Genomic DNA, 21,086 nt, shown 5'->3' with positions numbered 1-21,086 from the left:
TACAAATCCCGTTCATCAGGTCCACGATGTGACATTCGACTAGAGAGATCTCTAACCAATTGCACTTCTTTTCCTTTACCAATGATGGCCAATATTCCACACATACTTATTCTATTTAATTGTTAAACAAACGGGAACTGCAAATATGCATTGCCGACTACATGTAAAAATTCATTATTAAATTAAAAATGAAACTTAAATTATTAAAATCGTAGCTTTTTAAATAAAACCTCGTACAAGCACCGTTTACCTATTACTTTACTTTTTGTCCTTTAATAAAAGTACTATTTGGTTTCATTTTAACCATCATGTTTTCTTTCACTTTCATTAAATCTTCGTCATAAATTACAAAATCAGCCCATTTGCCTACTTCTAAACTTCCTTTTTCTTTTTCTTCAAAATTAGAATAAGCGGCCCAAAGCGTCATTCCTCTCAAGGTTTCGGCACGGGTAAGTGCATTTTCCATTTGAAAACCACCTTTAGGATAATCCTTAACATCTTTACGAGTTACGGCAGCATGAAAAGTAAGCATTGGGTTCACTTCCTCAACAGGAAAATCTGTCCCTAAAGCAACCGTCCCAGCTTTTTGAAGGAGTTTTTTAAAAGCATAAGCGTTTTTTAATCTTTGTTTTCCAAGGCGTTCTTCGGCCCAATACATATCTGATGTAGCATGAGTAGGTTGAACAGATGGAATAATTCCAAATTTAAAATAATCAAAATCAGCTTCACGCAACACTTGAGCATGTTCTATTTTCCATCGTCTGTCTTTGGTTCCAACCAAAACCTCTTTGTAAATTTTTAAAATTACTGTATTTGCAGAATCGCCAATAGCGTGTGTATTCAATTGAAAATTTGAATTCGCAATTTGTTTCGCAACCGATTTTAGTCCTACAACCGGCGCTAGTAAGGCTCCATATTGACCTGGCTTATCCGAATACGGTTTGTGCATACACGCGCCGCGCGAACCTAAAGCACCATCACCATACATTTTAAAAGATCTTACATTAAGTTGATCTGTTTTGTAAATTCCTTTTTTAAGGTACATATCAATGTTTTTTTGATTGACTGTAACCATAGCATACACATTAAGCTTCATCAGTTTTACTTTTTGTAAACTATCCATCAAGTGAATAATATCTGGATCAAGTCCAGCATCATTTACAGTTGTTAAACCATAATCAAACATTACTTTTTCAGCGTCTAATAAAGCTGCTATTTGAATTTTACGAGTTGGTTTAGGTATAATTTTAAAAATCAATTCCATCGGATTGTCTACTAAAATTCCTGTAGGCTCACCGTTTACAATTTCTATTTGACCACCTTCAGCATTCGTATCTTTTGTAATTCCTGCAAGTGCAAGAGCTTTACTATTTACAATTATAGCGTGTCCATCTACTCGGTTTAAAACCACTGGAATATTAGGAAATGCTGCGTCTAGATCCGCTTTTGTGGGATATTTTTTAACTTCCCAGTCATTTTGGTCCCATCCATTACCTACAATAAAGGTTGATTTTTTTTCCTTTTGAAAAGCTTTTAAACGACTTATAATATCCGCCATACTCGTTGTTCCTCGCAAATCGACTTCCTGTAAACTTAGTCCGAAGTTGTAAAAATGGCAATGTGCATCTATTAACCCAGGATAAATGAACTTCCCATCAGCCTTTGTAGTGTTATTAGACTGGTATTTTTTTTCAATATCAGTATCTGTCCCAATTGCAACAATTTTACCTTTATCAATTGCCATAGCGGTAACTTTCTCAAAAGTGTTGTTTACGGTATAAATGGTAGCATCAGTAATGATGGCATCCACCATAATTTTTTCGTTTTGGTTGCATGAAAATAAAAATAGTGTAGAAAAAAGTAAAGCAAAAGCTCTCATAAGTTATAAATTAGTTATGCTAATATAAAAAACTGTCCTGAAATAGAGCGCATTAATTTAGAATTAAAACCATTTTAAAGTTTAATGTTATTTTTATTCATAAAAAAACGCACTCCTTTCGGGTGCGTTTCTTATCGTAATTAGTAAGCTATTCTGCTACACTTTTGCGTAAGCATCATCATGAACACTTGCTACAGCCCTACCCGATGGATCATTCATGTTCTTGAAAGCTTCATCCCACTCCAAAGCTATTTTTGTACTACAGGCGACGCTCGCTTCTTGAGGAACACACAAGGCAGCAGCATCACTAGGAAAATGGTCGTGAAAGATAGAACGGTAATAATATTCCTCTTTTGACGTAGGCGTTTGCAACGGAAACTTATATTTGGCATTTGCCAATTGTTCGTCAGAAACCTCAACAGCAACAACTTCTTTTAAAGTATCAATCCAGCCGTACCCTACACCATCACTAAATTGCTCTTTTTGTCTCCATGCCACACTTGGGGGCAACATATCTTCGAATGCTTTACGAACCACCCATTTTTCCATAGGATGTTCTTTGTTAATCATTTTATCTTGCGGGTTGATGCGCATGGCAACATCCATAAACTCTTTGTCAAGGAAAGGCACACGGCCTTCGATTCCCCACGCGGCCAAACTCTTATTCGCACGCAAACAATCGTACATGTGCAGCTTACTTAGTTTACGTACATTCTCTTCGTGAAATTCTCTTGCATTTGGCGCTTTGTGAAAGTATAAATAGCCTCCAAAGAGTTCATCAGCACCTTCACCAGACAACACCATTTTTATACCCATTGATTTAATAACTCTCGCCATCAACCACATAGGTGTTGATGCTCTAATGGTAGTTACATCATAAGTTTCTAAGTTGTAAATAACATCTTTGACCGCATCTAGACCTTCTTGAATCGTGAATTTAATTTCGTGATGAATCGTGCCTATGTGGTCTGCTACAATTTTGGCTGCTGCAAGATCCGGAGAACCTTCTAATCCTACTGAAAATGAGTGCAATTGCGGGTACCAAGCATCGGTAGTATCACCAGACTCAATTCGTTTTTGTGCAAATTTTTTGGCTACAGCCGACGTTATCGATGAATCCAAACCGCCAGAAAGTAAAACACCATAAGGTACATCACTCATTAATTGTCTGTGAACGGCTGCTTCTAATGCTACTTTTATATCTTGAATATTTGTCTCGTTATCTTTTACAGCATCATAGTCAGTCCAATCTCTTTTATACCATTGTACAAATTCGCCATCTTGACTCGTCATATAATGTCCAGGAGGAAACAATTGTATTTTAGTGCAATATCCTTCTAAAGCTTTCAATTCAGAAGCAACATAAAACGTACCGTGCTCATCCCAACCGATGTATAATGGAATAATTCCCATGTGATCCCTTGCAATGAAGTATTCATCCTTCTCTACATCATAAATGGCAAAGCCAAAAATTCCATTCATTTCATCTATAAAATGAGGTCCTTTTTCTTTGTAAAGTGCCAAAATAACTTCGCAATCACTTTCTGTTTGAAAGTTGTATTTCCCTTCAAATTGTTTACGCAATGCTCTATGATTGTAAATCTCACCATTGGCAGCTAAGATAAGTTGTTTGTCTTCGCTAAATAAAGGTTGTTTTCCCGATGCTGGATCAACAATAGCCAAACGTTCATGCGATAAAATGGCTTTTTCGTTGCTAAAGATTCCGCTCCAGTCTGGTCCGCGATGACGAATTATTTTTGACATTTCTAAAACCTTAGGTCTTAAAACTTCTGCTTTTTGTTTCAGGTCGAAGGCACATACTATTCCACACATAATGCTATATTTTATAAATGAACTTATTTATTTTGATAAAGCAAAGATGCAATTATAGTTTCATCTGTAAAACACAAAGCCGATATCCAGTTACATATTTAAACTAAAAATAACTAAATACTGCAAATACCAATTAAAATCTAAATAAAAAACAGACTCTACTTGTAAAGTGTAAATAGCACAAAATTTTTATTGAATTGATTGAATGACATACTTTGAACCATTAATCTCAAAAGTAAATCCTTCTTGGTTTCCCATTAACTTTGCGCCCAATGGTGATTGCGGAGAAAGTGCAATCACATTGATACCATCAACAGCAATTTTAGGAAGTGCTGCACTTAAATACAAATAAATCCCATTGGCTTTGACCAAACTTCCCACAATAATAGTTTTAGCACTTGTACTAGAATCAATTTTATCTAAAATGGCTTTTTGCCCCAATACTTCTTTTAATTTATGATTGAGTTTTTCTTGCTCAATGTGCATCATCGATAAAGCCGTTTCGTGTTTATCGCCTGCTGAACCTTTGGCATCATTTTTAGAATCTTCAGTAAGTGCCGTAATCATGTCCTTAAAGACATCTATTCGGTCTTGAACCAATTGTAAATAATGAATGTGGATTTTTTGTTTGAAAGTCATAAATTAAAATTTAACCACAAAGTTCACAAAGAAAGCGCAATGTTCACGAAGTATTTTAATTATATTTTCTGTGGTCTCTGTGCATTCGTTATGAACCGTGTGCTTCGGTAAAAAAATTAAAAATCAAACTTATAATTGGCTCCCACTAAAAATTGAAAACCTTGCACTGGGAAATTCAACCATTTTTGATAGTTGTTATTGGTTAGATTGTTTAATTTTATAAAACCCGTTAATTGATCATTGTATTTGTAACCCACATTTGCATTCACATCAAAATATCCGTCTAATATAATCGGAGTAGTTGATGGTAAAAAAGTAGTGCTGTTTTGAAGATCTTTACGTTCTCCTACATAAAATAAATGCGCGCCAGCATACCATTTCTCTGTGATATCCACGTCAAGATTTGCTTTAAACTGAATTGCTGGTAAGTTCCAAGCCTCTTGTTGAAAATCATTTGTAAAACTGCTAAAGCTTCCGTTTATTCCAAAAGAAACATCCTTTGAAAAATCAGCTTTAAGTTCTCCGAAAAAACGAAGGGTACGCATATCATCATACACCACTTGAAATGAGTTCCCAAAACCATAATTCATATTAGAACCGGTCTCACTATAATCATTGCTTTTAAACAAAGCCTTGTTGCGCTCATTGTTATACGAACCTCTCAAGGTATAACTCACAGTATTGCTCAACTTTCCTTTAAGACCTGCATAGATTTCATATTGATTATCGGTTGGATTAATCAGTAAGGTTGGAGACAAAAATGGGTTTTCAGTCACAAAATCTTGATAGGAATTTTGGTTTAAATTCCCTTCGGCACCAGCATAAAATATCATCAAATCGCCCACCACTTTGTAGGACGCAGTAAATTTTGGATAGATATATAAAGAGCTATTGCTGTTCTTGGTATCCAAACTATAATAAATAGTAGCACCAAGGTTTAAAGTCCAATCTTTCTCTTGCATCACAAAACTTGGCGAGAGTCCAAAATTTGTAAAACCATACTCAATTCCTGCAGTATTGCTGTTATTAGTGGCAAAAGTTCCGCCTACATAATCCACAATAACATCTGTTTTTACAGCATAATCCATTACTTTAAGTTCTAGCGTGGGCTTTACTACAAAACGATTTTCGGCCGATTTATAAAGATCTGTAAATCTATTGAACTTCACAGTTGCTTTATCTAATATCCCCTCGGTAAGCACTACATTTCCTGAGAAAGACAAAGTATTGTACGATTGTTTAGGATCAATACTAGCAAGTAAAACTCCTTTATCAGAATTAGTTAAGGAATTTCCAAAATTTAAAGGCAACCCATACCAATTGTAGACTTGGTTATTGTAACCCAAATCCAGATTGTACGAAAGTGTTTTTTGATTTGAACCGTACATAATATCGAATGCTGTATCATAAAAACTGTTATCTAAATCTATGGCATTAATTCCGCCTTGCGAGGAGTGATGCCTGAACATTCCTCCCACATAATCAGTAGTATTTAAATCATGATTCACAAACAGTTCTCCTACCAATGTTCCATAATTACCAGCGCCAAATGTAGCATAATTTTTAAAAATATGAGGTTGTTTTTCCTTTTCTACACCTTGCGCTTTTCCCTTTGAAGGTGTAAAAGTTGAAGCCACTGGGAATGAAAAAATAGCATACTTAACCGCTTCTTTTTTCGAATTAGCCTCTTCCTCAAGTTCTGGAACTTCTTTGACTTTAAAGGCATCTGAAATTTTAGGAGTAAATGGCTTGACTACGTTTACCGTTTCTGTCCCTATTTGCTCTTTTTTTTGTGACCAAGAAATTGGAATTATACCCATAAACAAAAAGCCCAATACTAACGGCTTTAAAATTCCGATTTTGCTATGATTCTGTACGTTTATAATGGATGGATTCAATGTCATTTCTATTGTGTTTACTTCTTATTTTTTTAATGCTTTTTTATGCAAGCTTATACTTCCCAAACTCCTTTTGCAAGAAACTGAGATTTGCCACCTATTTTAATTTCATAATTTTCACCACTTTTTATTCCGTCAAAATAAATTTGAGAGGGCCTATGTATAAAATGCCCCTGGTGATTGACAAGCTTTATTACCGGATTGTGGTATTGTAATAAAAATGCTTGCAAGCATGTACTGGCGCTACCTGTAGCGGCATCCTCAATTAATTGATTGTTTTCAATACACATCATCCTACTAGATAATTTTTCATTTTCTAAACAAAAAAAGTAAAAAGCCCTATGTGGTGTTTTACAATTTTGGTGCAACCATTCTTCTGCTTTATTTTTATCCAAAACAATCTTGCCCAGCACCTCTTCATTTTTTACTGGTACCATCACAAATGCGCTACCAGTAGTCACCTCTTGAATAGGGAAATTTATATCAAAATCATCTTGTGACAAAGTACTAAATAAAGAAAAATCATCTTTCAAATAAACATCTAAAAAAGTAGGTTGCGCGGCTTGAAGCCAAATAAATCCATCTTTTTCATGAACAGGAATTGCTCCCACAGGAACCTGCATTGTAATCGTTGATGGATTGTCATTGAAAATTTTATTCATTAAAACCCATGATGTCCCAATAATAGGATGCCCTGCAAACTGCATTTCATGTTCAGGTGTGAAAATTTTAATTTCGGCAGTATTTGTTTCCGTATTGATTTGAGTGATAAAAGTACTCTCGGCAAAGTTAATTTCCTTTGCAATTTTTTGCATTTTCTCTTTGCTCAAAGTTTCGGCACTCAAAAAAACAGCAAGTTGATTGCCTGCATACTTAGCATCCGTAAAAACATCTACTATATAAAAATCTAAATTCATTTTTCTATTTTATTAAAAATCAAACATCATTTCCAAACAATTCTGTGAAGCAATTATTTTGTTACGGATGAGTTTGTTTTAGCCTCTTCGGTTTTGATTATATCTAATTCTTTTTGAGCATCAGCAACAACATCTGGGAAATCAGTGAAATTCTGAATAACATTCTCTAAAATATAAGTGGCTTGAAAACTATCTTTCAATCCATAAAAATTCTTAGCCATTAGCACCAATCCTTTAGCACCAAAATATTTATAACTAGCATAACTTTTAGCTAATTTTTGCACTGCTGCATTCGAAGCTTCATAATTAGCCTCTTTGTTTTTAAAATAGGCATCATAATATAAGGCCTCTGCTGCCAGTTCTCCTTTGGCCGTAGTCATTAATTTTGCATAAGCGCTTTTCGCTTTTACTTCGTCTCCGTTAACTATTGCCGCACGGGCAATGATAATTTGAGCATCACTTTTTACTCCATTATCCGTTTTAGGATTTAGCAGTACTTTTTCGGCATAAACACCCGAATTAGGATAGTCTTTATTGTCGTAATACAATTTCATCAAATTAGACTGAGCAAAAGTTTTGTTTTGAGACGTTTCTGCTTCGTTTTCCAATCTAGTTAGCATTGCAATTGCTTTCTCTGAATCTTTATTTTTAAGATAAATTTGAGACAATCGAGACAAAGACTGCTCTGTAAATTCATTTCGAGGCTGAGCCACTACGTACTCATAATGCGGAATGGTTTTGTTCTCGGCACCATCTGTAAAATAAAGTTGCGCTAAATAATAATTTGCAGGTAAAGCATGAAGTCCGCGCGGAAACTGACTTACATAACTTGCAAATCCAGCAATAGCTTGCTTTGTATTGTTTTGCTGAAATTGCTTTTCGGCTGCCTCATAACTATCATTGTCTAATTCTGCATCCGTTACTGCAACAAAATCTAGTGTTTTAACCCACGTTGCATATTCATTTACTCGTCCCGTGTCTACATAAATCAATCTAGCTGTTGCTACAGCCTCTAGTGCCTCAGGAGTTCTAGGGAATTCAGCAGCAACTTTTTTAAATTTCATTAATGCTTGATCGTCTTTATCTGTATTGTAAAAAATTAAACCTTGACGCAAAATTGATCTAGAAGTAAATGTTCCGTTTTTAAACTCGGTATTCAATCTGTCGTAGGTCTTAATTCCTTTGTCATTTTCGTTCTCAGCAACATAAGTATTTGCTAGTTCAAACAACGCATCATCTCTAAAATCAGATTTTTGATAAGCCTCTAAAAATGAATTTAAATCATTAATTTTTTTATCATTTTTACCCATAAAACCATACGAAATAGCTCTTTGAAAATAAGCATAATCAGCATCTACACTTTTTGAGTCTACCACTTTTGAATACGCTTGTAAGGCCTCCGCATATTTTGAAGTTACAAATCGACAATCTGCAAGTCTTAAATAAGAATCTTGAAAACGAATTTTATCTGCGGCAGCGTTATCAATTTGTTTTTGAAAATAATTCCCGGCTTGTTCGTATTCTTTCAACTTAAAGTACGTGTATGCTATATTGTAATTGTGATTTTTAAACTCCGGAACCGTGTTTGCCTGAGCCGCATTTGTAAACTGTTTGAAAGTGAGTAAAGCCTCTTTAAAATCATTTAAAACATATTCTGTTTCTGCTTTCCATAAAATGGTTCTTGCAGTAAAAACAGGATCTTTTTGTTCGGTTAAAGCCTTGGTAAACATTTTCAAAGCTTCATTAAAATTTGCGTCGGTGTACAATTCTAATCCTCGGTAAAAAAGAACTTTTTGGTACGCCACTTTATTTTCGGGTGACTTATTTTTTTCTAATAATACGAGCGCTTCCTTGTAATTTTTAGAAGAAATATAAGAGTCTATCAATAATTTTTCAATCTCATTTTTATTCGCATTCTCTGGATATTTCTTTAAAAAAGCTTGTAAAACAGCTGGTACACTTTGATAGGAATTTCCTAATTCATAACTCAATTTAGCATAATTTAAACTTGCATCTTCTTGAATGGCGAGATCAAAATCCATTTCAGATGCATTCTTGAAAGCGTTTAAGGCTTGTTGTTTCTTATCTGTATTCAAGTAACTTTCACCCAAATGATAGTAGGCATTTTGTGCCACAAAATCTTTTCCTCCTATTATTTTATTAAACTGACTGATTGCATTTTCAAAATCTTTTTGCTTGTAAAGCGCATAACCTAATTGGTAAAAATCTGTATTTGTCCACTTCCCTTTTTTGCCTTTATAAGCTTCTAAAAAAGGAATTGCGTTGCTGTATTGTTTTAGATTAAAGTAGCTTTCGCCAATGATTTTATTCAGCTCTGATTTTTCTAAAGCATTTGAACCAGCCATTGCTTTTTGCCCTAAATCGATAGCTTTTTGAAAATTACCAAGCTTAAAATTCATATCGGCTTGGTAATACGACAATTTTTCTTTGTACTTCTCCTCACCCGAAACTTCATCAAAATATTTAGTTGCTTGCTTATAATCATCGCCCTCATAAGCCATAAATCCTAGGTAGTATTTAGCTTGTGATCCATATTCTTGTGAGTTAATCACTTTGTTAAAATACGTTGTTGCCTCCTTGCGTTTCTTAGCATTGAAATTCCCATATCCTTTTTGAAAATTAAATTTATCTTGATCATTTCTACTCAAACTAGACTCGTCTACTTTATCGAACCATTGCAAAGCTTGAGGATAATTTCCTTGTTTAAAGTGAAATTGCGCTACCTCTATATATGCCTGATTTTGTTTTACACTCGTAGGGTAATCAGTAACAAACTGTTCCATCAATTCATCTGCATTAGACTGGTTGGTTCTAATAGCGCAGTTTGCAGCATAATAAGTACAATCTGATTTTAGCTCTTCGGTGGTGGCTGTTTCTTTTACTTTATTAAAAATTAATTGGGCAGATGCATATTGATCATCTTTGAATAATGAAACTGCTTTGTCAAATTCCCTGGAGTCATGAGTGTATATTGCTGTTTTTTGTCCACTAAGACTAGTGGCATAGATAAAAAGGCTACCTATAAAACATTGAGAAAGTTTGCGCATTGTACTTTTATTTTAATAATTCAAATGTATTATATTCTGAGTCTATAACGAATTGAATACGGGATTTATTATGATTTTTTTACAATTGCTGTTGGTTCGCATACCGTACTAGGATTATTTTTAGAAACGGTGGGTTTGATTTTGTTCTTTGATTTTTTATCGAATTCTAAGCATTACAACAGAATTTATTTTGAATCGTTGCGTTAACTTATTACTTTTACCCCATAAACAAATGTAAAACATGTCACAATCCGTACTATCCTTAAAAAATGTAACTATTTATCAAGAAAACAAATCGATTTTATCTGATGTAAACTTGGAGGTAAAGCATGGCGAATTTCTTTACATCATTGGTAAAACAGGTTCTGGTAAAAGTAGTTTGATGAAAACACTATACGCTGATTTGGCTTTGACAGAGGGAGAAGGAACAATTGTTGACTTTGATTTGGCTACCTTAAAAGAAGATGATATTCCGTTTTTGAGACGAAAAATAGGAATTGTTTTCCAAGATTTTAAATTACTACCCGATCGTACTGTAAATGACAACATGTTATTTGTACTTAAAGCTACAGGCTGGACCGATAACGGTGAAATGGAAGCTAAAATTGAGGAAGTTTTAAATAAAGTAGGGATGGGTGAATTTGGCAAAAAAATGCCACATCAATTATCTGGTGGAGAACAACAGCGTGTTGCAATTGCTCGTGCATTACTAAACGATCCAGAGCTAATCCTTGCTGATGAACCTACGGGAAATCTTGATCCTCAAACCAGTGCCGAAGTTCTTGAAGTACTAAAAAAGATTAATGCTATAGGAAAAACAATCATTATGGCTACCCATGATTATGCTTTATTGATGAAATTCCCATCCAAAACATTAAAATGTGAGGATTCTAAAATATTCGAAGTGATACAGCAACGCAATTCGTAATGCTTTCTATTCTTGTTCCTATTTATAATTTCAATGCATTTCCTACCGTTCAAGAACTGCATAGACAATGTGTAGAACAAGAAATACCATTCGAAATTATTTGCCAAGATGATGCTTCAGAATCTGATTTGAATCGTTTTAATGAAAAAATAAACGACTTATCTAATTGTAGCTTTGTTTCCTTAAAAAATAATATTAGCCACCGAGAAAATAGAAATAATCTAGCAGCACAATCAAAATACAACTGGCTGCTTTTTTTAGATGGCGATTCTGTTATCATAAACAAAAATTATATTTCCCACTATGTCAAGCAAATAAACGGATTCGATATTATTTATGGTGGCCGATTACATCCTGAAAAGTGCCCTTCAAATAATCAAAAACTGCGCTGGAAATACGGTCGCTATATGGAAGACCAAAGTGCCCCTGAACGAGAAAAAAAAGGGTATTCTGCACTTCTTTTTAACAATACACTCATCAAAAAAAATTGTTTTGACACGGTGAAATTTGACACGAACACCACCAAATACGGTCATGACGACACCCAACTTTCCTATCGCTTGAGTCTCAAACCTTTTACGCTAAAGCATCTTGAAAATCCCGTTGAACACGGTGATATTGACACAAACTATGATTATTTAAGTAAAACCAAGCAATCTCTGGAAAATTTGCAGCAATTGTATCAAACAAAAACAATTGATTCTAAGTTTGTCAAATTGCTTTCTCTATATGATTTTTTAGTTCGTACTAAAATAGAATACGGTATAGCGCTGGCTTTCAAAGTATTTGCGAAAGCATTAGAACAAAATTTAAAAAGTAACAGTCCAAAATTATTCTTTTTTAATTGTTTCAGATTGGGCTATTTGTGTTCTATTTCAAACCCAAAGTCTTTAGGTTAAGGACTTGATTAATTTTTGCCATTCATTCATAACTTTATCTATCTGGTAAGCATTACTTGTAGCTTGCGCTTTTTTGCCCATTTCTAAACGAAGCGTTTCATTGCTCATCAACAACTGCAATTGTTTTATAAATTCATCTTGATTGCCATCTTCAACAAGCAATCCATCAACACCATGATTGATAATTGCTCTTGGACCACAAGGACAATCATAAGCAACACAAGGAACTCCAGCAGCCATTGCCTCCAGTAAAACCATAGGAAAACACTCGTACCGAGACGTCATAACATAAATAGTTGCTTGTAAATAGGCCTCTTGAATCGTTTTGATTGGGTCTAAAAAAACTACTGAATCTTGTATTCCTAACTCTCGTGCTAACACCTCAAGATCTTGGTAGTTGCCACAATATAATTCTAATTTCCAGGATGGATATAATGTTACGACTTCTTTCCAAATAGGCAACAACCTGTCAAGCCCTTTCTCATAAGTATTTCTAGCTACAGCAAGTACCTTTCTCGATGAAAGCGGCGCAACAGAATTTAGGGCAAACCATAATGGATTAGGAATTATTGCTTTCTTCCTAACATTCCATTCAAGAGCACTTTCATTGGATAAAAATACAAGTTTAGTATACTTTTGAGCAGCATACTTTTTGAAGTGATATTGCAAATTCTGTTTCAAAGAATTGAATACAGCATGCGACGAAGGATGCTCCTGTACATAAATTGAACTGTGAATTTCTAACAAAAGTGGAATTTTGCGACAAACTAAAAAAGGAAGTAAAAAAGCTTTTAATCCATTATCGCAAACGAGAATGCAATTTGGTTTAATGAGGGAAATATATTGATTTAACGCCTTATAATATTGAAAAGCAAACAAATGAGCAGCACCTTTTAACTGCATGTCATGAAACACAACATCCTCATGAAAAGAGTAAAACAAGGGAGAATGCCCATTATTCTGAGTCAAAATATGGACTTCATAACCGCATTGTGTGATAAAATAATTCGTTTTCAAGGATAAGATTCTTGCAACCCCTCCTTCGTTATTGATATTTGGAACTATATAAAGTAGTTTCATTTTTTTGAGTTGATGAAAGTATCAAAATCCCTGATATAATCCTCCTCATCAAAAGTGGCTGAAGCCAAGACAAGACAAACGGCACCTGATGAAAAATTTTCAAGTTCGCGCCATGTATCATTTTTAATCAATAATCCTTTGTCAGGTTTATTTAAGGTAATGGTTTTTTCTGTAATTCCATCTTTTAAAACTACATCAAAACTTCCTGAAATGGCAATTAAAACTTGCTGTAGCTTTTTATGAGAATGTCCGCCTCTTTTTGAAGAACTAGGAATATCAAATAAATAATACACACGCTTAATTTCAAACGGAATCACCTCATTTTCTATAACTGCAATGTTCCCAAGCACATTTTCAATCTTGGGTATGTCTATAATTTCTATTTGCATCTTACCTCTTCGTATTTAAATAATCAAGCCATTGATTTCCAATTTTTTCTACTGAAAACCGAAGCGCACTTGGTACACTATTCGCTTTGCAAAATGCTCTTAATTCAGCATCCGTATAGAGTAAATCTATAGCTTCAACTAGTTGATCCTTATTTTGATTTTCAACCAGCAAACCATTGAATCGGTCTGTAATAATTTCACTTGGCCCAGCAAAACAATCATAGGAAATGGCAGGAGTTCCTACTAACAAACTTTCTATAATCACATTTGAAAGTCCTTCATATTCGCTGGTAACTACTGTGAAAAGAGCATTTTTTTGGTGACAAAAAGGATTTTTTTGATAACCCAAAAATTCCACTAAATCACCTAATTTTTTTTCAGCAACAAGCCGTTTTAAATCCTCAAGATAGATTCCAGAACCAATAATTTTTAATTTTATTCCATTTTGTGGCAATACTGTTTTGGAATATGCCTCAATTAAAACATCAAATTGTTTTACCTTTTCGTTCATTCGACCCACAGCAATAATATAGGTACCATCCATTGGCATACTAGCCAGAGCTAATTCTTGAATCTTTTCAATTTCAAAAGGATTGTAAATGGTTTGAGCTTTAATTTTGTATTGCTGGAGCAATGCCTTTTCCAGTGCTTTACTTACGGTTACAAAATTATGTTTTCCATAAATAAAACGGGCAATCCAGGGTTTCTTTGAAATGTAATTGTGTAAAATTCCACTATGAATGGTATAGATAACACTCGCTTGATAGACATAATGTGCCATCAAAAATTCGTTAATCGTATTCACCCGATAGCGAAAATCAAGAACAAAATCAAAATGATGTTCTTTAAAATAACTTTGTAACTCGTGCAATCGTTGTAGCTTTTTAAAGGTTGTCGCTGTATTTTTTTTGCCTAAATTCAGTACAACTCCTTTGTAATCATAAACGATATCGTCAACAAAAATAATGTTGTGAACTTTAATCCCTTTGCTTTCAAAAAAAACAGACAACACGGCATGCACACGTTCTGCACCACCGCCACCCAGTGAATCGCCCACAAGAGCAATTGTTGTTTTTTTCGGAATCATTTTTAATTTACTAATTTAGCTTCAAATATAAACACTTCTTTGTTCAAATGAATTACAATCCACTAGTTTCCGTTATCTGTCTTTGTTACAATCATGAAAAATTTGTTCAAGAAGGACTGGAATCAATTGTAAATCAAACGCATAAAAACATTGAAATTATTATTGTAGATGACTGTAGCACAGATAATTCTGTAGCTGAAATTAAAAAATGGCTCGTTAACTATCCAAATGTTATTTTTATTTCCAATCGTGTAAACCAAGGGAATACAAAATCTTTTAATACTGCCTTCAAGCGCTCCACTGGCTCCTATATTATTGATTTTGCAACTGATGATTTACTCCATCCCGATTGTGTAGCCACGCAAATAGAGCAGTTTAAAAATAGCACTTACACTAATCTTGGAATTGTATACGGTAATGCCGAAATGATCTTTGAAGACAACACGCATTTCAGATATTTTTTTGAGGTAGACCAAAATAAAAAAAGAATACAAAGCCAACCTACAGGCGACATTTATTTAGGATTATTGCGTTTAGACAATAATGTTTGTTCCGTTTCGGCAATGGCAAAAAGAGAGGTTTATGAAAAGCTAAATGGCTATAATGAAAACTTGCATTATGAAGATTATGATTTCTGGATACGAGCAGCACGCAGCTACAACTTTGATTACATAGATCAAATTCTGTTACAAAAAAGAGAGTTAAAAAATTCCTTGAGTACCTACCGTTTTCGAAGATTGAATTCAAAAACACGAAAATACAACCGGTCTACTTATAAAATTGTAATCCATGCTTTAAAAATGAATACCACTACCGAGGAAAACAAGGCCATTTTAAACATGATTCACCATGAAATAGAAATAGCATTGCGAACAATCGACCCAATTTTACTTCTCAAATATATCGTATTAGAGGCCAACGTATTAGCCTTAATCATACTCAAAAAAAGATACCGATAATTCTTAGTTGGGTTTTATAAAAAAACTTTCGTCATAAAAAAACATCTAAACCAAATACTAGTCTTACAAAAAAACGGTGTTCACAACACTTTTTTTGCAATAACTTCACACTCGTTTAGGCAAGAATATAGCCGTAGAACCTTATTTTTGTTATCATGAGATATTTTAAATCGGGTATAGTGCCATTTGGAATTCTTTATTATTTACATCATCTAAATCGAATAAAATGGAAACCGATACTTTTATTTTCTGTCTTGAGGCTGTAGCCGATGTAGAGGAAAATCTAGATACCGAAGTTGTAAAACATCTAGAAAAACTAGCATCAGATCAAGGATTGACTAGCATTTATAAAACATGTGATACCATAGAAGGACTAGAAGAAAGCTTGAACACACTCCTATACGACGATCATAATTTTACCAATTACGAAATCATTTATCTGGTAATGCCTGGCGAAGCCAATACGATTTGCATCAACGAATATTTTTACAGCCTTGAAGAAATAGCCGAATTATTTGAAGGGAAAATGAGAGGGAAAATTGTTCATTTTGCGAATTCAAAAATTCTTGATTTATCACCAGATGAGGCACAATATTTTATTGATGTTACTGGTGCAAAAGCTGTCTCGGGCTATGGTGCATTCCTTCCTAATGTGAGTAGTACCGCGCTAGACCGTTTGTTTTTTGGACTGTTTGAAGAGCAAGATGATATTTTTGAAATTGTTGAAGAACTGCATCAAAAACAGTATGCATTGTGCAAATTACTTGATTTTAGAATGTATTATTAACACGTTTATAGAATTTCAGATATTGAAACCAGTTCAAACAAAAAGTGACTACAATAGCTTCTTAAACTATTTTTATATGTTAAAATGGCGGCATAAAGACTAATTTTTTCACAATAAGAGATTCAACATTGCATAAAATCTTTATATTTGAAATACAAAATTCAAAAATTAAAACTCATGAAAAAAATAGTATCCCTAGCTGTAATTGCTTTTTTTACACTTCAAATGAATGCTCAAGAAGTTAAGGCAGTAGCCAAAGAAAAAGCAAAAAAAGAGGCTTGTTGTTCTAAAAAAGGTGGAAAAGCAGCCATGTCAGCAGCTGAAATTGAAAAATGTATGGCAGCATGTAAAGCCAAAGGAAAAAAATGCGATGCATCAAGTGCCGGTAAAAAATGCTAAAAACCAATATTTATTATATAAAAAACGCCTCTTTCTAGAGGCGTTTTACTTTTATATAAGTAGGTAATTATTTTACTCTTACACTCCACTCAAAGTCCATTTCTGAAACTTGCACTCCTTTTTCATCCGTGCCAATGGATTTCATCCAAAACGTTTGCCCCTCTCCTGTAGCAATAGTTTCCTGAATTGCTTTTTCAATTAAATGACCGTCATTGCACGTAAAAGTAATGCGACCCGTGGCTTTTTTGGTAAAATTTCCTTTGTTGTTTGCTACTAGCATTGAAATCTTACGACCACTTTTTTGAATTTGAAACATCACAAGCGCACCAGTGGCCAATTCTGCTGCCATAGCTTGAACGGCAAAATACATGGAGTTAAACGGATTTTGATTGATCCAACGGTGTTTTACAGATACAACACATTTTTTTTCGTCAATGTTTTTTACGCGAACTCCGCAAATAAAAGCCGATGGTAATTTGAAAAGTAAAAATTTATTAAGTTTTGATGCAGTAAGTAACATAGGCTTTCTAGTTTATGAATTTTAATTACAAATGGTAATACATGGGCTGTCAGGGGTATTGTCATTTGGTATTTGGCTAAAATACAAAAAAATACTATGCACGCCTATAAAATCTATTTGTTAATTTTATGTTAATATTTGGTACTATGCGATACAAGATACTTTCTTTTAGACATATATTTGTATAAGAAATTACTAGGTAGCCTAATTAATCAAAAAATCAAATCAGTTTCAATCATCATCAGAAATCTAAAAAAATCAAAAAAAATGGAATCATCTACAGAAAAAAACATTGCCACATTTACACACTTGAGTACACTAACTCAATATTTTATTCCTTTTGGGAATTACATTTTCCCAATTGTATTGTGGAGCACCAAAAAAGGAGAATCGGAATTTGTGGATCACCACGGGAAACAAGCTATTAATTTTCAGTTGAGTTTATTACTCTATTCATTAGTTTTGTTAATGATAGCAATTCCTTGTTTTTTAATCACTGTATTTAAAAACATCCCGTTGAATACCTTGCATGAGAATCACAATTTTATATTGTCTGATTTTAATTTTAGTGACAATGCTGGATTTTTGACCGTAGGAATTGTGAGTCTTTTACTGTTTTTAATATTAAAAGTTGTTGAGTTCTTTTACATTATTTATGCTTCGATGCAAACATCTAATGGCATAGCATATAAATACCCGCTTACCATTCCGTTTTTAAAATAGACATGAAAGCACTAAAAGTTCTCTATAGCCCTGATTGCAACGGCATCCTTTTCTGGTCTCGTTTTTTAGAGACCAGAAAAGATAGAGTGAAAAGCAGGAATAGTAGTTCTTAAAAAAAACGGGAGTTGACTGCTCCTAAAAAATCATCATAATAATCAATCACGCTGGAGTAAAATCCAGAAAATCAATCAAAGAATGAACAGTTTTAATCACACAAAATCAAAAAAATGAAATTATGAACATTGAAAACACAAAAGCACAAATGCGCAAAGGTGTTCTTGAGTTTTGCATCCTATCAGTACTAAAAGAGAAAGACGCATACACATCAGAAATATTAGACACTTTAAAAAACGCAAAATTACTAGTTGTTGAAGGCACCATTTACCCTTTATTGACTCGATTAAAAAATGACGGTTTGCTCAATTATCGTTGGGAAGAGTCTACATCAGGACCACCAAGAAAGTATTATGGCTTGACCGAAATAGGACAAACTTTTTTAAAAGAACTTAGTGGCACCTGGACTGAATTATCAGATGCTGTAAACCTTATAACCAACCAAAAATAATAATCATGAACAAGACTGTAAATATAAACCTAGGCGGAATGGTTTTTCATATAGATGAAAATGCATACCAAAAATTGACTCGATACTTTGATGCTATTAAGCGCTCTTTATCAAATTCCTCTGGACACGATGAAATATTAAAAGATATTGAAATGCGCGTGTCTGAATTGTTGAATGAAAAACAAATAAGCGACAAGCATGTTATAGGGTTGAAAGAAGTTGATGAAATGATTGCGGTTATGGGGCAACCTGAAGACTATATCATTGAAGACGAAAACGCCGAAGCAAAACCATACCAAAACACGAGCAGAAGAACTAAAAAACTGTATCGTGATAAAGAAAAAGGGATGCTAGGTGGTGTAGCACAAGGATTGGGTTACTATTTTGGGGTTGATTCTGTGTGGATCAGAATAGTGCTAGTATTGCTTGTTTTTGCTGGTTTTGGAACTGGTATTTTAGCGTATATCATTTTATGGATTGTAACACCAGAGGCCGTAACAACCTCTGAAAAACTTGAAATGACTGGAGAACCCGTTAATATATCAAACATTGAAAAAAAAGTTAGAGAAGAGTTTGAGAACGTTTCTGGAAAGCTAAAAAATGTAGATTATGACAAATACGGTGTCCATATTAAAAAAGGAGCAAACAAAATAGGAAGCTCGTTTGGAGATTTTATCATGACCGTTTTTAAAGTTTTTGCAAAATTCTTAGGCATATTATTGATCTTGTCTGGAATCACCGTTTTGTTTTTCTTGTTGATTGGTATTTTTACATTGGGTTCTGGATTGTTTATCGATTTCCCTTGGCAAAATTTTATTGAAGCAGGCAATTTTACTGATTATCCTGTGTGGTCTTTTGGATTACTTATGTTTTTTGCAGTTGGGATTCCGTTCTTTTTCTTAACGTTGCTAGGGTTTAAATTACTAGCCCCAAACATGAAATCAATAGGAAATATTGTAAAATATACCTTGCTTGCTATTTGGATTATTGCAGTTTCAATTGCTATCTCAATTGGGATTAAACAAGCTAGTGCATTTGCAGTGGACGGTAGAGATGTAAAAAAAGAAACCATCAATTTGAAACCTACAGATACGCTGTTTATCAAGTTTAGATACAACGATTATTTTGCCAAGAACGTAGATGACAATAGAAATTTTGAGGTAACTCAAGACTCTACTGGAACTAACATTATTTACTCTAATGATGTGCGTTTTAAAATTGAAAAAACAGATGAAAAACTGCCTTACCTTCAAATAGAAAAAGAAGCTAGAGGTGTATCATTATCTGAAGCTAAAAAAAGAGCTCAGCAAATTAAATATGCGTATACCATCAATGGAAATCAAATTGTTTTAGACAATTACATGATTACTGAATTAAAAAATAAATACCGTGATCAAAGTGTAGATATCACCCTATTTGTTCCGGTAGGCACGTTTATTAAGCCTGATTCATCTGTACAAAACTACGACAGATCTGATGATGAATTCTTTAATTTACATTACAGTTCAGACAATTACGTTTACAAAGTTACAACAGATAAAATAAAATGTTTAAATTGCCCTGCTGATGAAAATGAATATAATGATTCAGAAACTCAAGAGGAAGAGGTATACAATTCTGAATATTCAAGTGAAGTTGACAGTACTTCAGTAGAGAACAGTGTAGAAAACACAACCGAAACTAAAAACAGCTCTGGAAAAGGGTTATCAATAAACAAAGACGGAATAATTGTAAAAAATAAATAATCATGCTAAAAATTATCACACTCATTACTAAGTTTATTGTAGGTGTACTTATTGCCTTATTATGCACCTCTTGCCATTTTAATTTTGACGCTGTTGAAGGAAATGGAAATGTGACCACAGAAAACCGAAAAATTACAGAGCGATTTAAAAGTATCGAAGTAAATAGCGGCATTGATGTTGAAATAGAACAATCAGACAAGGTTGAAGTCATTGTAGAAACGGACGAAAACTTACAAGAATATTTGACTACGGAAGTTGAAAATGGTACGCTTGTAATCACCTTTGACAAAAATTTAATGAATGATGCCGATGTTAAAAAGGTAATCGTAAGAATGCCAGTTATTGATGAACTTGAAGCTACAAGCGGAGCAACGATTGTGAGTAAGAACACCTTAAAAGGAGAAAACATTAGACTTAATACATCAAGTGCTGCAACCATGGACCTTAGCATAGAAGCTGATGTTGTAAGCTGTGACACTAGTAGTGGTAGTGAAATAAAAGTAAACGGAAAAGCGCTAGAGACTAAAAATACAGCGTCAAGCGGAAGTGAAATCAACGCTTATGACTTGCTAACAAATGCCGTTAGGGCTGATGTTTCCAGCGGTGCGAGTATCAATGTGCATCCTATTGTGAGTTTAAATGCAGAGGCCTCTAGCGGTGGTGTAATTCATTATGACATACAACCTAAGTCTATCCAAAAAAATACTAGTTCAGGCGGCAGCGTTGATGCTGATTAAAAGACTTCAAACAAAAAAATCATCCCTTACTAGT

19 protein-coding genes are annotated in these 21,086 nt (G+C 34.0%); 9 read left to right on the top strand and 10 right to left on the bottom strand.

All coding sequences use genetic code 11. The features are described 5' to 3' along the window. Positions 1-253 precede the first annotated feature (253 nt). From DNC80_RS03505 to DNC80_RS03480, 6 genes are all read right to left on the bottom strand, one after another. A complete protein-coding gene (locus DNC80_RS03505) occupies positions 254-1,879 on the bottom strand; it encodes an amidohydrolase (protein WP_182649259.1) in 1,626 nt (541 codons plus the stop codon). Positions 1,880-2,035: 156 nt separating this feature from the next. Next, positions 2,036-3,712 (bottom strand): asparagine synthase B, encoded by a 1,677-nt coding sequence (gene asnB, locus DNC80_RS03500; RefSeq protein ID WP_182649257.1) that lies wholly within the window; start codon positions 3,710-3,712, stop codon positions 2,036-2,038. 189 nt (positions 3,713-3,901) lie between these two features. Continuing rightward, entirely contained in the window at positions 3,902-4,351 is a 450-nt protein-coding gene (locus DNC80_RS03495; RefSeq protein WP_182649255.1) for a hypothetical protein, read from the bottom strand. A 116-nt stretch (positions 4,352-4,467) separates the two neighbouring features. Beyond that, a complete protein-coding gene (locus DNC80_RS03490) occupies positions 4,468-6,255 on the bottom strand; it encodes a TonB-dependent receptor (protein ID WP_255493154.1) in 1,788 nt (595 codons plus the stop codon). Positions 6,256-6,302: 47 nt separating this feature from the next. Then, the gene (locus tag DNC80_RS03485; protein WP_182649253.1) at positions 6,303-7,166 is read right to left on the bottom strand and encodes a PhzF family phenazine biosynthesis protein; all 864 of its coding nucleotides are present in this window, start codon (positions 7,164-7,166) and stop codon (positions 6,303-6,305) included. 53 nt (positions 7,167-7,219) lie between these two features. Beyond that, positions 7,220-10,234, bottom strand: coding sequence for a tetratricopeptide repeat protein (locus DNC80_RS03480; RefSeq protein ID WP_182649250.1), 3,015 nt, complete (start codon positions 10,232-10,234; stop codon positions 7,220-7,222). Between the two features lie 241 nt (positions 10,235-10,475). Here DNC80_RS03480 and DNC80_RS03475 point away from each other — a divergent pair, with 241 nt between their 5' ends. Together DNC80_RS03475 and DNC80_RS03470 are read left to right on the top strand one after the other, a co-directional pair. After that, positions 10,476-11,162, top strand: coding sequence for a cell division ATP-binding protein FtsE (locus tag DNC80_RS03475; protein WP_144893284.1), 687 nt, complete (start codon positions 10,476-10,478; stop codon positions 11,160-11,162). Then, positions 11,162-12,061 carry a glycosyltransferase gene (locus tag DNC80_RS03470; RefSeq protein WP_182649248.1) on the top strand — a complete coding sequence of 300 codons (900 nt, stop codon included), beginning with the start codon at positions 11,162-11,164 and terminating at the stop codon, positions 12,059-12,061. The genes DNC80_RS03475 and DNC80_RS03470 overlap by 1 nt, the downstream gene beginning before the upstream one ends. Here DNC80_RS03470 and DNC80_RS03465 read toward each other — a convergent pair. Genes DNC80_RS03465 through DNC80_RS03455 form a run of 3 tightly spaced genes read right to left on the bottom strand, consistent with a single transcriptional unit; the run spans position 12,053 to position 14,617 of the window. After that, positions 12,053-13,141, bottom strand: coding sequence for a glycosyltransferase family 4 protein (locus tag DNC80_RS03465; protein ID WP_182649246.1), 1,089 nt, complete (start codon positions 13,139-13,141; stop codon positions 12,053-12,055). The two genes, DNC80_RS03470 and DNC80_RS03465, sit on opposite strands and share 9 nt — an antisense overlap. Continuing rightward, positions 13,138-13,530, bottom strand: coding sequence for an FdtA/QdtA family cupin domain-containing protein (locus tag DNC80_RS03460; RefSeq protein ID WP_144893278.1), 393 nt, complete (start codon positions 13,528-13,530; stop codon positions 13,138-13,140). The genes DNC80_RS03465 and DNC80_RS03460 overlap by 4 nt, the downstream gene beginning before the upstream one ends. 1 nt (position 13,531) lies before the next feature. Beyond that, a complete protein-coding gene (locus DNC80_RS03455) occupies positions 13,532-14,617 on the bottom strand; it encodes a glycosyltransferase (protein WP_182649244.1) in 1,086 nt (361 codons plus the stop codon). A gap of 47 nt (positions 14,618-14,664) precedes the next feature. On the opposite strand from DNC80_RS03455, the gene DNC80_RS03450 reads away from it, so the two are divergent. The 3 genes from DNC80_RS03450 (at position 14,665) to DNC80_RS03440 (ending at position 16,762) form a co-directional block, all read left to right on the top strand. Beyond that, on the top strand, positions 14,665-15,576 hold the full coding sequence (locus tag DNC80_RS03450; RefSeq protein WP_182649242.1) for a glycosyltransferase: 912 nt from the start codon (positions 14,665-14,667) through the stop codon (positions 15,574-15,576). A gap of 226 nt (positions 15,577-15,802) precedes the next feature. Continuing rightward, positions 15,803-16,363 (top strand): DUF6642 family protein, encoded by a 561-nt coding sequence (locus DNC80_RS03445; protein ID WP_182649240.1) that lies wholly within the window; start codon positions 15,803-15,805, stop codon positions 16,361-16,363. Between the two features lie 177 nt (positions 16,364-16,540). Continuing rightward, positions 16,541-16,762: a hypothetical protein gene (locus DNC80_RS03440; RefSeq protein ID WP_144893270.1), complete on the top strand. Its 222-nt coding sequence runs from the start codon at positions 16,541-16,543 to the stop codon at positions 16,760-16,762. A 67-nt stretch (positions 16,763-16,829) separates the two neighbouring features. Here the strand turns inward: DNC80_RS03440 and DNC80_RS03435 are convergent, their stop codons facing one another. Continuing rightward, entirely contained in the window at positions 16,830-17,282 is a 453-nt protein-coding gene (locus DNC80_RS03435; RefSeq protein ID WP_182649238.1) for a DUF4442 domain-containing protein, read from the bottom strand. 267 nt (positions 17,283-17,549) lie between these two features. On the opposite strand from DNC80_RS03435, the gene DNC80_RS03430 reads away from it, so the two are divergent. The 4 genes from DNC80_RS03430 (at position 17,550) to DNC80_RS03415 (ending at position 21,052) form a co-directional block, all read left to right on the top strand. Next, entirely contained in the window at positions 17,550-18,005 is a 456-nt protein-coding gene (locus DNC80_RS03430; protein ID WP_182649236.1) for a DUF4870 domain-containing protein, read from the top strand. Between the two features lie 235 nt (positions 18,006-18,240). Continuing rightward, positions 18,241-18,570 carry a PadR family transcriptional regulator gene (locus DNC80_RS03425; protein WP_086454625.1) on the top strand — a complete coding sequence of 110 codons (330 nt, stop codon included), beginning with the start codon at positions 18,241-18,243 and terminating at the stop codon, positions 18,568-18,570. A gap of 5 nt (positions 18,571-18,575) precedes the next feature. Then, a complete protein-coding gene (locus tag DNC80_RS03420; RefSeq protein WP_182649235.1) occupies positions 18,576-20,315 on the top strand; it encodes a PspC domain-containing protein in 1,740 nt (579 codons plus the stop codon). A gap of 2 nt (positions 20,316-20,317) precedes the next feature. Then, the gene (locus DNC80_RS03415) at positions 20,318-21,052 is read left to right on the top strand and encodes a head GIN domain-containing protein (RefSeq protein WP_182649233.1); all 735 of its coding nucleotides are present in this window, start codon (positions 20,318-20,320) and stop codon (positions 21,050-21,052) included. Positions 21,053-21,086: the final 34 nt, after the last annotated feature.

The organism is Flavobacterium sp. SOK18b (genome assembly GCF_014156605.1).
GTDB classification, from domain to species: domain Bacteria; phylum Bacteroidota; class Bacteroidia; order Flavobacteriales; family Flavobacteriaceae; genus Flavobacterium; species Flavobacterium tiangeerense.
This window is presented reverse-complemented; position numbering and strand designations above follow the sequence as displayed.

Coding starts and splice junctions, on each gene's coding strand:
- DNC80_RS03490 (WP_255493154.1), bottom strand. CDS start 6,255: ATGACATTGAATCCATCCATTATAAACGTACAGAATCATAGCAAAATC.
- DNC80_RS03460 (WP_144893278.1), bottom strand. CDS start 13,530: ATGCAAATAGAAATTATAGACATACCCAAGATTGAAAATGTGCTTGGG.
- asnB (WP_182649257.1), bottom strand. CDS start 3,712: ATGTGTGGAATAGTATGTGCCTTCGACCTGAAACAAAAAGCAGAAGTT.
- DNC80_RS03420 (WP_182649235.1), top strand. CDS start 18,576: ATGAACAAGACTGTAAATATAAACCTAGGCGGAATGGTTTTTCATATA.
- DNC80_RS03440 (WP_144893270.1), top strand. CDS start 16,541: ATGAAAAAAATAGTATCCCTAGCTGTAATTGCTTTTTTTACACTTCAA.
- DNC80_RS03415 (WP_182649233.1), top strand. CDS start 20,318: ATGCTAAAAATTATCACACTCATTACTAAGTTTATTGTAGGTGTACTT.
- DNC80_RS03475 (WP_144893284.1), top strand. CDS start 10,476: ATGTCACAATCCGTACTATCCTTAAAAAATGTAACTATTTATCAAGAA.
- DNC80_RS03450 (WP_182649242.1), top strand. CDS start 14,665: ATGAATTACAATCCACTAGTTTCCGTTATCTGTCTTTGTTACAATCAT.
- DNC80_RS03470 (WP_182649248.1), top strand. CDS start 11,162: ATGCTTTCTATTCTTGTTCCTATTTATAATTTCAATGCATTTCCTACC.
- DNC80_RS03495 (WP_182649255.1), bottom strand. CDS start 4,351: ATGACTTTCAAACAAAAAATCCACATTCATTATTTACAATTGGTTCAA.
- DNC80_RS03455 (WP_182649244.1), bottom strand. CDS start 14,617: ATGATTCCGAAAAAAACAACAATTGCTCTTGTGGGCGATTCACTGGGT.
- DNC80_RS03465 (WP_182649246.1), bottom strand. CDS start 13,141: ATGAAACTACTTTATATAGTTCCAAATATCAATAACGAAGGAGGGGTT.
- DNC80_RS03445 (WP_182649240.1), top strand. CDS start 15,803: ATGGAAACCGATACTTTTATTTTCTGTCTTGAGGCTGTAGCCGATGTA.
- DNC80_RS03435 (WP_182649238.1), bottom strand. CDS start 17,282: ATGTTACTTACTGCATCAAAACTTAATAAATTTTTACTTTTCAAATTA.
- DNC80_RS03480 (WP_182649250.1), bottom strand. CDS start 10,234: ATGCGCAAACTTTCTCAATGTTTTATAGGTAGCCTTTTTATCTATGCC.
- DNC80_RS03430 (WP_182649236.1), top strand. CDS start 17,550: ATGGAATCATCTACAGAAAAAAACATTGCCACATTTACACACTTGAGT.
- DNC80_RS03505 (WP_182649259.1), bottom strand. CDS start 1,879: ATGAGAGCTTTTGCTTTACTTTTTTCTACACTATTTTTATTTTCATGC.
- DNC80_RS03485 (WP_182649253.1), bottom strand. CDS start 7,166: ATGAATTTAGATTTTTATATAGTAGATGTTTTTACGGATGCTAAGTAT.
- DNC80_RS03425 (WP_086454625.1), top strand. CDS start 18,241: ATGAACATTGAAAACACAAAAGCACAAATGCGCAAAGGTGTTCTTGAG.